The organism is Neobacillus niacini (assembly GCF_036961885.1).
Lineage (GTDB): Bacteria > Bacillota > Bacilli > Bacillales > Cytobacillaceae > Neobacillus > Neobacillus niacini_H.
In genome coordinates this window covers 47,703-61,443 of record NZ_JBALNQ010000040.1, presented here as the reverse complement: position 1 = coordinate 61,443, position 13,741 = coordinate 47,703, and the positions used below count along the sequence as shown (strand labels likewise).

At 36.2% G+C, this 13,741-nt stretch carries 11 protein-coding genes; 9 read left to right on the top strand and 2 right to left on the bottom strand.

Annotated features, from left to right (window positions below; translation table 11 throughout):
- Positions 1 to 139: 139 nt before the first annotated feature.
- From V7124_RS17385 to V7124_RS17375, 3 genes are read left to right on the top strand one after another with little or no spacing between them, the layout of a single operon-like run.
- Entirely contained in the window at positions 140 to 772 is a 633-nt protein-coding gene (locus tag V7124_RS17385; protein WP_335491484.1) for an SCO family protein, read from the top strand.
- Between the two features lie 3 nt (positions 773 to 775).
- Positions 776 to 1,333: a hypothetical protein gene (locus V7124_RS17380; RefSeq protein WP_335491482.1), complete on the top strand. Its 558-nt coding sequence runs from the start codon at positions 776 to 778 to the stop codon at positions 1,331 to 1,333.
- Between the two features lie 35 nt (positions 1,334 to 1,368).
- Positions 1,369 to 1,977 carry an SAM-dependent methyltransferase gene (locus V7124_RS17375; protein ID WP_335491480.1) on the top strand — a complete coding sequence of 203 codons (609 nt, stop codon included), beginning with the start codon at positions 1,369 to 1,371 and terminating at the stop codon, positions 1,975 to 1,977.
- Between the two features lie 22 nt (positions 1,978 to 1,999).
- Here the strand turns inward: V7124_RS17375 and V7124_RS17370 are convergent, their stop codons facing one another.
- Positions 2,000 to 3,091, bottom strand: coding sequence for a UvrB/UvrC motif-containing protein (locus V7124_RS17370; protein WP_335491478.1), 1,092 nt, complete (start codon positions 3,089 to 3,091; stop codon positions 2,000 to 2,002).
- Positions 3,092 to 3,154: 63 nt separating this feature from the next.
- Positions 3,155 to 3,526, bottom strand: coding sequence for a DoxX family protein (locus V7124_RS17365; protein ID WP_335413328.1), 372 nt, complete (start codon positions 3,524 to 3,526; stop codon positions 3,155 to 3,157).
- A gap of 237 nt (positions 3,527 to 3,763) precedes the next feature.
- On the opposite strand from V7124_RS17365, the gene V7124_RS17360 reads away from it, so the two are divergent.
- The 6 genes from V7124_RS17360 (at position 3,764) to V7124_RS17335 (ending at position 13,739) form a co-directional block, all read left to right on the top strand.
- Positions 3,764 to 4,795, top strand: coding sequence for a fatty acid desaturase (locus tag V7124_RS17360; RefSeq protein WP_335491476.1), 1,032 nt, complete (start codon positions 3,764 to 3,766; stop codon positions 4,793 to 4,795).
- 145 nt (positions 4,796 to 4,940) lie between these two features.
- A complete protein-coding gene (locus V7124_RS17355) occupies positions 4,941 to 6,074 on the top strand; it encodes a sensor histidine kinase (RefSeq protein WP_335491473.1) in 1,134 nt (377 codons plus the stop codon).
- Positions 6,075 to 6,077: 3 nt separating this feature from the next.
- Positions 6,078 to 6,677 carry a response regulator transcription factor gene (locus V7124_RS17350; RefSeq protein WP_335413332.1) on the top strand — a complete coding sequence of 200 codons (600 nt, stop codon included), beginning with the start codon at positions 6,078 to 6,080 and terminating at the stop codon, positions 6,675 to 6,677.
- A gap of 243 nt (positions 6,678 to 6,920) precedes the next feature.
- On the top strand, positions 6,921 to 7,685 hold the full coding sequence (locus tag V7124_RS17345; protein ID WP_335491469.1) for a MerR family transcriptional regulator: 765 nt from the start codon (positions 6,921 to 6,923) through the stop codon (positions 7,683 to 7,685).
- Positions 7,686 to 7,922: 237 nt separating this feature from the next.
- A complete protein-coding gene (locus V7124_RS17340; RefSeq protein ID WP_335491467.1) occupies positions 7,923 to 10,454 on the top strand; it encodes an EAL domain-containing protein in 2,532 nt (843 codons plus the stop codon).
- Between the two features lie 30 nt (positions 10,455 to 10,484).
- Positions 10,485 to 13,739, top strand: a complete 3,255-nt coding sequence (locus tag V7124_RS17335) for a response regulator (RefSeq protein ID WP_335491463.1) — start codon at positions 10,485 to 10,487, stop codon at positions 13,737 to 13,739.
- The last annotated feature ends 2 nt before the right edge of the window (positions 13,740 to 13,741 follow it).

The following is a 13,741-nucleotide window of genomic DNA, read 5'->3' as shown; positions in this document are numbered from 1 at the left end:
GCTCTTTAACCTTCTTGACGGATTGGCATATGACCCCGAGCCCCTAGGCTGCTTGCGCTAGACATTTACCAAAGTTAGAGATAGCTCGAGACTAGGGCTATCTCTTTATTCTAATAAAACAAATTTGGAAGTGATCACTATGATCAATTGTAGGTATACGAAAATCTCATTTTTTCTAGTAATATTATTTGGAATAACATTGTTTTATATCGGAACCGATGGATTTACGGCATTTACTGCAGAAACTGCCAGAGTACAGCAGCTAAAAGATGATAAACCTAAATTCCCTAATGTTACGCTTGAGGACAGCATGGGACGAAAGTATTCAATCTCTGAATTTGAAGATAAATATGTATTTATTACATTTCTCTATACATCATGTACCACTGTTTGTCCGGAATTAGAATATAACATGAAGCAAGTTTACGATAAACTGCCGAGAGGCGTTAAAGGTGAAGATATTGTTTTTTTAAGTATAAGCTTCGATCTCCAAAGAGATACACCGGCTGTTTTAAACAAATACAAAGACTTTTTTAATAGTGATGGCGAGACCTGGAGAATGGCAAGGATTCCGGTTCAAGCTGAGTTAGATTCTTTATTAAAAGCATTTGGGGTTATTGTAATCCCAGATGATAATGGGAACTTTGCCCATAATTCTGCATTTTATTTAGTTGATAAAAAAGGCAGCCTAGTTGATGTGATGGATTATAAAAAAATTGATGAAGCTGCACAAAAGGTTGTTACTATACTTGAAAAGGGCGAGGAGGAGTAATTGATGAATCAGTCATTCTATGGCATGCTTTTATTTATCTTCTTAGTTGCTCCTCCTGTTGCACATTTTATGGAATCTCTTATGGTCATTCATATGCATATGCAAATGCCAATGCTGGTTATTGCTGGAATGTTAATGGCACCTTTTTTTCAAAAACGATTTCCAGGATTTTTTGAAAAGTGGAATAGTAACGGGGTTCCAGGAATTACGTTATTTGTCATCATCATGGTATACTGGATGTTACCACGATCAATGGATGAAGCATTAACTTCTCAGGTTGTAGAAGGATTTAAATTTGTCAGCTTACCTTTTTTAGCTGGAATTTCTTTAAGGGAAAGTTGGAAAAAACTTAAACCTTTTGGAAAAAATGCGATTATTATTTGTTTCACGATTCTATTTATAGGCTTGGGCTGGTTATATATTTGGTCACCTGTGCAATTATGTAATAACTATTTAGTAATCGAACAAGTAACACTTGGATGGGCATTTTTGCTGACTGCAATCGGTATGGTAGTCTATTTGGGCTATAACTTTTTTATTGACCCTTCGGCATATGAATAAATCAGGTTTCTTAAGGGTTTGACAGGAGCTTTTCTATGAAAGAACGGGATTATGATGAATGGCTGAACATAAAAACAGGCGGGGACCATAGGGGATTTAATAAGTCTTTCCATTATCACAGGTATGAGGCCACTCCCTATCCTGCACTTGAACTACTATTTGCTCGTTATCCATTGACTAGCAGCGATCATATTGTAGATTTTGGCTGTGGAAAAGGAAGATTAAATTTCTATATTCATCACCACTTCCAATCTTTTGTTGTTGGCGTTGAAATGAATGAGACTCTCTATCAAGAAGCAATTGAAAATCAAGCTAGTTATTTGAAGAAAAATAAAACTGGCAAAGATAAAATTCAATTCCACTGCTGCTTAGCAGAAAAATATGAAATTACTCCATTAGATAATCGGTTTTATTTTTTTAACCCATTTACGGTTCCAATCTTTTGGAAAATCATTAATAATATTTTAGTTTCGGTTGAAAATAATAAACGGGAAATAGACATAATTTTATACTATCCATCGGAAGATTACATCTACTTTTTAGAAAACCACACCATATTTGAATTAATCGAAGAAGTCCAGCTTCCAGGTTTATATGAACATAACCCCAATGAACGGTTTTTAATCTATCGGCTGTCCTATTAAATAACAAAGCCCTCGATGTCTATTATGACAATTGAGGGCTTTTACGATTTAGCAACTTAATAAGTGCTTTCTCAAGGTTGGCATTCGTCTTTTTCTGAAGCCATTTATTGGTAAGCGTAAAATAGCGGCAATGACTGCTTTTTAAGTAACGATAGATAATTTGTGCTTCATCGATTTCGTCTTTACTCAATTCATAAGTGAGAGAGAGAGTATCTTGGTTAAAATAATTCTTAATTCGATTAGCAAGTTCTACGACTGCTACACGATCAGTGATAAATTTTTCACTATAAAGGATTTGGTTTCGTTTTATGAGAAACAGTTTAAAAGTTTCCTCACTCAAATATTCAAGGACAACGATGTATTTATTCTCCTTCGTGAAATCAATGACTTTTTCTTTGTTTATCAGGAAGTTAATGGCTTCAATCCTATCTCGATACTTTGCAGCAGCTTCAAAATCAAAATTTTCAGAGGCAGCTGCCATTCGTTTCTTCATTTCTTCAAGAATACTCATATCCATCCCTGATAGTAAGGCAATGATGTTGTCTAGTATTTCATTATACGCCTCCATTGCAGCCCCTCCACGGCACATGCCTATACACAAGTCTAAGGAATAGTTTAAGCAAGGAGTATTGCTTTTCTTGTTGCTGCTGCAAAGGATTTTAAAAGATTCTTTTATTCCAAAAATTGCTTGTTCCACTCTATTCTTACTTGGATATGGACCAAAGTAAAGTCTTCCATCCTGTTCATATTTGGTGTTTGTTATTTCAAAGGTTCGAAGCGATTTATTCATTTCAAAGACGATATAACAGTAGGATTGTGGGCTTTTCATCATTTTATTAAATAATGGTTTTCGTTCCCTAATTAATTTACATTCCAGCATAAATGCCTCAAATTCGGTATCAGTTAAAATGAAATCAAAATCCCTTATATTTTGAGCAAGCTTAATGATCTTTTGAGGATGGTTCTTTGATTGTTGAAAGTACGATTGAACCCGACGTTTTAGATTTTTTGCTTTTCCTACGTATATAGTCGTACTTTGAGAATCCTTCATTAAATAAACTCCAGGAGTCGATGGAAGTGAACGGACCTTTTCTTTAAGAAAAATAATAATCATTCCCTTCCTCCACTTTTTTTCTATTTTATCATAAAAATAAACTAGATTGGTTCCTGCTATTAGTTATGAAGGTGATTTTGAATACAAGGTAAACAAGAGCACTAACATGACAATATCCAATCTTGCTTTGAAAGCAAATGGTAAAATTCCGCTATTTAGCAATGGAAGCTTTGTTAGTAAGATGGCTGCAATCATGATACCAATTAAGGGGATGACTGCATGTTTCACACTGCGATTTAGTAAAATGAGTATCCCGCAGATCATTTCCAAATAGGCTGTAACATGCAACAGCAGATCTGGAAAAGGCAGCCCTAAGCCGATAAAAACCTGTGCTAGTTCTACGCTGAACAATTTCATCACACCTGATGTAATAAAGACATAGGCGACAGCATATCGGATGAAACGTAATGTTGTCAACGAATAATTCATGTTCATGTCCATTCCCCCTTTTTTTAATTGTATTCAAAGGGTGGGACATACCATGAGTAAAATAGTGGAATTTTAAAAATTAGGGTTATTTCTTACTTGGATTGCAGAAAATATACTTGCCCAAAAGGGGAGGAGAGGCTCGGAATTCGAGCTTCTCCTCTGTTGCGTAATAGGGGAATATGACATTTATCATGTCTTGGCAATGACAGTTATGGATTAAATTGAAAGAAGGGGATTAAAGAGATGATGGAACAAAACCAAAAGAGTTTACGGAAACAAGTCGCAGCGTATGAAAAATCCAATTTACGAGCAAGTATTTGGCAATTGATCAACACACTAGTACCTTTCTTTTTATTGTGGATGCTTGCTTATCAAAGTCTTTCACTATCGTACATACTTACCTTGGGGATCTCGGTTATTGCAGCTGGTTTCTTGGTGAGAACATTCATTATTTTTCATGATTGCTGTCATCATTCTTTTTTGAAGAATCGGAAGGCAAATATGATTCTAGGAACCATTACAGGAATTTTGACGTTTTTCCCCTACCACCAATGGCAGCATGAACATTCTGTGCATCATGCAACGAGCAGTAATTTGGATAAGCGGGGAACTGGTGATATCTGGGTACTGACCGTGGAAGAATATTTAGCCGCTTCGACATGGGAAAGATTAAAATATCGGTTGTATCGAAATCCACTAGTAATGTTTGGATTAGGCCCAATTTACGTTTTTCTTCTTAAAAACCGGTTTAATCGCAAATGTGTACGATTCAATGAACGTATGAACACGTATATTACAAATGTAGGGATATTGATGATATCCACTATTCTTTGTTTAATGTTAGGCTGGAAGCAGTTCTTGTTCGTTCAAGCACCAATCTTTTTTATTTCAGGCTCTTTGGGAATATGGTTGTTTTATGTGCAGCATACGTTTGAGGATTCATACTTTGAAGAAGATACACATTGGGAATATGTGAGAGCAGCGGTTGAAGGCAGTTCCTTCTACAAGCTTCCAAAGATTTTGCAATGGCTGACAGGGAATATTGGTTACCATCATGTTCACCATTTAAGTCCAAGGGTACCTAATTATAAGCTAGAACAGGCACATAATCATACACTACCTCTTCAAAATGTTCCGACCATTACGCTAGCTACCAGCTTAAGTTCACTCAAATTTCGGCTATGGGATGAGCAGGCAAAAAAGTTTGTTGGTTTTAAAGAAGTAAAAGTTCTAGTAAAAAAACAAAAAGAGTATTTACGACCTGAGAAAGCGTAGAAACGACAAGCCCGCTAAAAATGGGCTTGTCGTTATTTCTGTTCTAATAAGGCATTGGTCGAATACATAGTAGTAAATGAAGATATTGGGGAATTATGATAAGATTAAGTTTATTAACTAACAAAAGCTGAAAATGAGGTCTTTTATGATTAAAAGGTATATGACATTCCAAAAAAATAGTGGTATATCACCTTATATATGGACAATTCTTTGCATATTACCATTCTATTTTATATTTCAAACGTCTTCGCCTATTAAAATTGTTGTTGGAATTATTCTTACGATTCTCTTTTTTATCTTCTATCGAATTGCATTTATTTCAAAAGGGTGGCCAGTATACCTTTGGACTTTCATCCTAATCGGGATATCTATCACGTCAACTAGCCTTTTCAGCTATGTTTATTTTGCCTTTTTCCTCTCTTATTTTATCGGAAATATAAAAGATAGGGTAACGTTCTTAACCTTATATTTTATTCATTTGATCAGTACATCTGCATCAATTAACTTTAGCATTGTCCAGCAGGATGAATTTTTTCTTAAACAATTGCCATTTGTCATCATCATCTGGATAAGTGTCATTTTGCTTCCCTTTAATATTCATAACAAGAATGAGATGGGGCAGTTAGAGGAAAAACTTGAGGACGCTAATAAGCGGATTTCAGAGTTGGTTAAGTTAGAGGAGAGGCAGCGAATTGCCCGAGACCTTCATGACACATTGGGTCAAAAGCTTTCACTCATTGGGTTAAAAAGTGATTTAGCAAGGCGATTAATTACAAAAGATCCGGATCAGGCTCGTAGTGAATTAAAGGATGTACAGCAAACAGCAAGGACTGCATTAAGTGAAGTAAGAAAAATGGTATCATCCATGCGTGGGATTCGTCTAAAGGATGAGATTGTACAAGTAAAGAAAATATTGAAGGCAGCAGAAATTAACTTCGAAGGAAACCAAGAGCTTTCATTAAAAAATGTCCCGTTACTAACAGAGAACATTCTCAGTATGTGCTTAAAAGAGGCCGTAAACAATGTGGTAAAACATAGTGGTGCCAGCTCGTGTTCTATCTCCATTGAGCAATCCTGGAAGGAACTGGTGATGACCATTCATGATAATGGTATATTTAAAAGTGATGATGTTATAGAAACAAGGGGCAGCGGTCTTTTAGGAATGAGAGAGCGCCTTGAGTTTATTAATGGCAGCTTAGAACTTTTGAAAAGAGAAGGTACAACATTAGTAATCAGAGTGCCCAATGACGTAAAGCCATTAAATAAGGGGGAGGCGTAAAGAATGATTAAAATCGTAATAGCGGAAGACCAGCAAATGCTATTGGGCGCCTTCGGTTCACTTCTGAATTTAGAAGATGATATGGAAGTGGTGGGAAAGGCATCGAATGGGGAAGAGGCCGTTGCGTTGGTTCGAAAGCATCAGCCGGATATTTGCATTATGGACATTGAAATGCCAGGAAAAACAGGACTTGAAGCTGCAGAAGAATTAAAAGGGTTAGAGTGCAAAATCATTATCTTAACTACCTTTGCGCGAACTGGTTATTTTCAGCGTGCCCTAAAAGCAGGAGTACGAGGCTATTTGCTAAAGGATAGTCCAAGTGAAGAACTGGCAAGCTCCATCCGTCGTGTCATGGAAGGAAAACGCATTTACGCACCTGAACTTATGGACGATGTCTACAGTGAAGAAAATCCACTTACAGACCGTGAAAAAGAAGTACTTGAACTCGTCGCAGACGGCAAAAATACACAAGAAATCGCAGAACAACTCAGCATCAAAACAGGCACCGTCCGAAACTACATCTCAACCATCCTAGACAAACTAGACGTAAAGAACCGCATCGAAGCCATCAAACAATCCAAAGAAAAAGGCTGGTTCAAATAATTGTGGTGCCTGTCACCGACGCTGCAGAGCAGCAGCGGTGACAGGCACCACTCGTGGACACTTTCCACCCCAGATGGACAATTTTACAAATTAGAAACAGGATATTGGTCCTGTTTCTTTTTATTCTGGCGTTCATGGTACATTCAGTTATTATAGTGCCTTTATTTTTAAAAAAATAGGCAAACTAGTTATTGACCTTACCGTTACGTAAAGGTGTATCGTTGTTTATGAGGAGATGATCACATGGAATATACCATACAAAAACTAGCAAGTCTTGCAGGTGTCAGCACCCGAACACTTAGGTATTATGATGAAATTGGCATTCTTAAGCCGGCAAGAATCAATTCATCAGGCTATCGAATCTATGGTCAAGCGGAAGTAAACCGATTGCAGCAAATTCTTTTCTATCGAGAATTAGGTGTCGGTCTAGACAGCATCAAGGAAATTGTTACAGCACCTTCCTTTGATGGAACAAAAGCACTGCAGGAACATCGTGAAAAACTCCTCGAAAAAAGAGAACAATTAGACTTATTAATTGCCAATGTTGATAAAACGTTAGCTGTAACGGAAGGAAGAATGACGATGTCAAATAAAGAAAAATTTAAAGGCTTTAAGAAAAAGCTGGTTGAGGATAACGAGAAAAAGTATGGCAAAGAAATTCGTGAAAAATATGGCAAGGATGCGGTTGAAGCGTCGAATGCAAAGGTAATGAACATGACGCAGGAACAATATGATGAAGTAACAGCTTTAGGAGAAAAATTGAGCCTTACCCTGGCTGAAGCTTTCAAAACTGATGATCCTGCTTGTGAATTAGCCCAAAGGGCCGCAGAACTTCACAAGCAATGGCTTTGCTTTTATTGGAAAGAATATAGCAAGGAAGCCCATGCAGGTTTAGCGCAAATGTATGTGGCCGATGAAAGATTTACAGCTTACTATGATAAAGAACAGCCAGGTACAGCCGAGTTCTTAAGAAATGCGATTCATATTTTTACAGGTCAGATAGAATAATAGGAATGAATTCACTCAACCATTTGTTGGGTGAATTTTTTTATGTCAAAAAATTCAATACTAACCAGAAAATTTCCATGTTAAATTTTGTCGATTGTATATCAATTTTTACATAAATTTGTCATAATTAATAAAAAAAGTTAACAACATATCAATAGTGAAAACCTATCAAATATTTCTAATCCTCAGAGGGGATTGGACTTCTAGAATGTGTTCTAGTTGAAGGGGGCAATAATAATGAACAATAAAGATAAAATTAATATCCTATTAGTTGATGACCGACCTGAGAACTTACTAGCTTTAGAAGCAATCATCGAGCAAGAGGACTACAATTTAATTAAAGCCTTTTCCGGAGAAGAAGCACTGAAATGCCTATTGAAACATGATTTTGCTGCGATTTTATTGGATGTTCAAATGCCTGGAATAGACGGTTTTGGGACGGCAAAAATCATAAAAGCACGTGAAAAAACAAAAAATATCCCGATTCTTTTTATCACGGCTAATTATTTGGATTCAGAGCATATTTTCACAGGTTATTCCGTTGGGGCGATTGATTATATTCTAAAGCCCTTTGATCCTACGATTCTAAAAGCAAAAGTAGAAGGTTTTGTCGACTTATATAGATTAAATCAACAATTAATTCATCAGGCAGATAGTTTAAGAGAGAAAACGAAGGAGATAGAACATGCCAACCTAGAGCTTTCTAAAACGGCTGCAGAACTACGTGTTTCAGAAGCAATTGCAACTGTAATTAGTGAAACATCTATAGATACCATGTTGGTAATTGACGAACATGGGATTGTCCTAAAAGTGAACCCTGCTGTAGAAAAGATGTTTAACTATATAGAAGACGAAATAGTGAATCAACATTTATCTGTTTTGTTTTCCGAAGAAAAATCTAAAATTTCTATCGATACTATTCTAAAAACGATTAAAAACGTAAATTATATTATAGGTTACGAGAATTTATATGAGGTTACTGCTTCACGAAAAGATGGATCTGCCTTTCCTGTTGAAATTCAAATAGGAAAAAGATATGTTCAAAATCGTAATCTAATAGCTTTTACGATTAGAGATATTACCAAAAAGAAACATGACCAAGAAATAATCACTCAGATGGCATATCATGACAGTTTAACGAATCTACCTAATCGACGGCTATTTAATGAACAGCTTACGTTAAAACTTAATGAAGCAAGGCAATCATATCAACCGCTTGTCATCATGTATGTTGATATGGACCGTTTTAAATATATAAATGATTCACTTGGCCACATGATGGGGGATCGTTTACTGCAGAAAATAGCAAAAAGACTATCAGAAAGTATACGTAAACAAGACCTTGTAGCAAGGATGGGCGGAGACGAATTTACAATTCTACTTCCTGAAACAGATCGAGAAAGCGCGCTAGAAATTGCAGAGGAAATATTCAAGGTTTTTAAAAGTCCATTCTACATAGATAACTATGAATTATTTCTTACCACCTGTATAGGAATAAGTACTTTCCCTTATGACGGGGAAGACTCCCAAGTTTTATTGCGGAATGCCGATGCTGCTTTACACCGTGCCAAAGAACAAGGGAAAAACCAGTATAAGGTATTCCACACAGGAATGAATATCCAATCTTATCGAACCTTTATTATGCAAAATGATTTAAGAAAGGCAATCGAACAAGAGGAATTAACCCTCGTTTATCAGCCGAAGGTTGAAATTGAATCTGGGACAGTAAAAAGTGCGGAGGCACTACTACGATGGAATCATCCAAGCTGGGGAACCATTTCACCTGCTGAATTTATTCCTTTAGCTGAAGAATCTGGACAAATTGTTGATATTGGTAACTGGGTACTAAGGAATGCTTGTGAACAAAGTAAAGCGTGGGAGGCTGCAGGCTATAATCCAATACCCATTTCAGTGAATTTTTCAGCACAACAATTTCTACAAAAGGATTTGATTGACAATATACAACGGATTCTCGCAGAGACAGAAGTCAGTCCCGAGTTAGTAGAGATTGAAATTACGGAGTCTATGCTTCTAGGCAATGGCGAAATTATTACTAGAACGTTAAATCAGTTAAGAAAGATGGGAATAAAAATTAGTATCGATGACTTTGGGACGGGTTACTCCTCACTAAGTTATCTAAACCGCCTGCCATTAGATACAATAAAAATTGATCAAACGTTCATTCAAGAAATTTCCTCCGAGTCTTCTAAAGGTAAATCACTTATTTCTGCCATTATATCGTTAGCCCATGGATTAAATATGAAAGTGGTAGCAGAAGGGGTGGAGACAGAGGAGCAGCTTAAATTTCTTAAACTCCATCAATGTCAAGAAGCACAAGGATATGTATATAGTCCTCCTATTTCTCCAAAGGAATTTGAAGGTTTTTTAAAACATCATCATAAGGAAACGTCCAATCGAAAAGGAGTCATCTACTTAGAAAATAAAGTAGTGAAGCCAAAAGTTGCCAAGGAAGCGGCTATTGTTGTAGAGAATAATCTAAAGGGCGGTCCCAGCCAACACATCCTTGTTGCCGCATTGGAGCGGACAAAAAATATTTACTCCATTTCATCAAGGGAAATGGATGTTTTTAAGTTGTTGGTGAATGGGTTAAGTAATAAAGAGATTTCAGATGAATTATTTATTAGTGAACATACAGTGAAAAATCATATTACACGGATCTTCCAAAAACTTGCTGTCAGTGATCGTCTACAGGCAATGGCTAAAGTCTATCAGGCTTGTATTGAAGAAGGGGGTCATTTCCGTGCCTAGTAAAGGAAAATATAGATTAGGGAGAACGGCATGAAAATCAAAACTAAATTATTACTAGGACTTAGTGCAAAACCTTTTATTATTATTTTGCTTATAGTTGTTGGCATCATTCAACTAAACAGCCTAACTAAACTTAGTGAAACGACACAGAGAAATTACCAACTATCCTTGTTAGCTGAACGCATTCAAACAGAAGTGAAGAATGAAGCAATAAGTCTAAGAAATATTGTTATTTTTACAGAGGACCAGCAAATACAAAGAAATATACATAGTTTGCAAAAGGGACAGACTTCTATTAATGAAAAAATAATAAAAATGGAAGCAATTGTGGAATCAGATGAACAAAAAATAATTGTAGGAGAATTAAAAAGTACCAACGATAAATTTAATAACTACGCAGAAAAAGTGGTTAATCAAATCTCCCAAGGGAATAAGGAGATTGCAATTAATCTGATTAGAAATACTAGTGGACCTATTCAGGATGAGTTCTTAAATATCATTTCAGAAATGACTAAACAGTTCGAAACGAATATGAATACTTCATTTAATAATGTCACAAAGGATTTCGAACAACAAATATGGGTTACCAGCCTTATTTCTTTACTAAGTGTCATCCTAATAACAGCCTTTGTTTTTCATACCGTTTGGACCTTTGCTATAAGGTTAAGCAAAGTATCGAGTATTATGACAAACATAGCGAATGGAAGTTCTGAATTGAGTAAGAAGGTCGAAGTGAAGGGTGATGATGAGATTGACGAAATAGCCCACTCCTTCAATAGGATGACTGAAACATTAGAAGAGCAAATGGCAAAGGAGAAAAATTTGCTTTGGGTTAAATCAAATAGTGCCGACATCATTACGAGTATAAGTGGTACTCATCATTTAGGAGCTTTGTCACGTACATTTCTTTCGAAAATTGTTCCATTACTTGAATCGTGTCATGCAGTCATGTATGCGAAGGATAGTGGGAATCAAATTGGTGGTGAGCCGATCTTTGACTTACTTGCTTCCTATGGTTTAGAAGAGGGTGGAAATCATCCTAAAAAGATTTTTCCTGGCGATGGACTTATTGGACAGGCTATACAAGAAAAAAGATCAATTGTCTTATCTGATATTCCTTCGGATTATATTAATGTTAGGACAGGATTGGGAGAAGCAGGACCGAGTCATATCTATCTACTACCTGTTACATTTGAAGGAAATGTTATAGCAGTTTTAGAATTTGCTTCCTTCAAATCATTTAGTTCAAAACACCATGCTTTATTAGCAGAAATAATCGACGGACTCGGGATTATCCTAGATAGTGTGTTTGGAAGAATTCAACTAGGTCGTGTATTAGAAGAAACACAAGTGCTAATGGAAGAGGTTCAAGCACAGTCAGAAGAATTACAATCGCAGCAGGAGGAACTGAGGGTAACAAATGAGGAACTGGAGGAACAAACCCAGTCCCTTCGTAACTCAGAGGAAATACTTCAGACACAGCAAGAGGAATTGGAGAAGACTAATGCCGAATTACATGAAAAAACAAAGATTTTAGAAGAACAAAATAAGATGTTTGAGCTGACCAATCGGGAATTGGAAAATGCCCGTTTAAAGCTTGAAGAAAAAGCAAAACAGCTGGCGTTAAACTCAAAGTATAAATCTGAGTTTTTAGCAAACATGTCCCATGAGCTCCGGACCCCATTAAATAGTTTATTAATTTTATCTAAATTACTTGCTGACAATCAAACAGAAAATCTATCAGAAAAACAAGTAAAATATGCAGATACGATATATTCTTCTGGCAGTGACTTATTAAGGTTAATTAATGATATTTTAGATCTCGCAAAAATTGAATCAGGTAAGATGGAAGTCCATTCAAGTAAGGTGTTCCTAACCAATTTACATGATTTCGCGGAAAGTAGGTTCCGTCCTATTGCAAATGAAAAGAACCTGCGTTTTACGATTTCCTTGGAAGATGACCTTCCACTTTACATCAATAGTGATGAACAGAGACTGCAGCAGGTCTTGGAAAATCTATTGTCCAATGCCTTTAAGTTCACTCATAAAGGAGAAGTGAGGCTTGAAATTCGAGTGGAGCCAGATTCGGGCATTGCTTTTTCTATTGTTGATACAGGTATAGGGATACCGAAAGAGAAGCATGAATTAATCTTTCAAGCGTTTCAACAAGCCGATGGGACAACAAGTCGAAAATATGGCGGGACTGGTTTGGGATTGTCCATCTCTCGAGAAATTGCTAATTTAATAAATGGTGAAATTAGAGTTATAAGTGAAGAGAATAAGGGGAGTATATTCACCTTATATGTACATGATTTAGATGAAGAGGAAAGTGACTTTCAAAAGCAACAGATTATTATCCCTCTTGAAGAGTCAGCCGTTTCAAAAGAGACCGTTGTTGGGGCCCCGCACATTGCTCATTTACCAGAACCAGAACCAGAACAGACACAGGTCTTTGAGCCAAAAAGGAACATAATGAGACTGTTAATTGTCAACGACGATTTAAAACAAGGAACTAGTTTAATGGAACAGATTGGAGAAAAGGATGTCATTATTAAAGCTGTTTCTTCAGCATCAGAAGCTGTTGATGTATTAAAGGTTAATCATTTTGATTGTATGATTCTAGATTTAGATCTAAGGGATGCCAATGGATTCGAGTTACTCGAAAAAATAAAAATGAATGGAGAAAATGAAAGTTTACAAGTTTTTATTTACACTGGACGTAATTTAACCCAAAAAGAGGAAACCTTCCTTAATAGGTATGTACATTCGATCATTATTAAGGATACTTATTCACTACAACGGTTAAAAGATGAACTTGATTTATTGTTAAATTTAAGAAATAAACAAGGCCTTATAAATGAAGAATTAGAACCAAGTGTAAATTTTGGAAATGCTGGTCTTGAAGGAAAAAAGATTCTTTTGGTGGATGACGATGTCCGGAATGTTTATGCCCTAATGAGCTTCTTAGAACAATATAATATGGACATTACATTTGCTGAAAATGGCAGAGAAAGCCTCGAAATTTTAGAAGAACATTCTGATTTCAACTTGGTATTAATGGATATCATGATGCCAGAAATGGATGGATATGAGGCCATAAAGAGGATAAGAGCAATTCCTCAATTTTACAGCCTGCCTATCATTGCATTAACTGCAAAAGCGATGAAGGAAGATCGAGAGAAATGTATACAAGCTGGAGCTTCAGATTATATTGTGAAACCATTTGATCCGGAGCAATTAATTTCTTTAATTCAAGTATGGCTTTATCAAAAAAATGAAAAATGAAT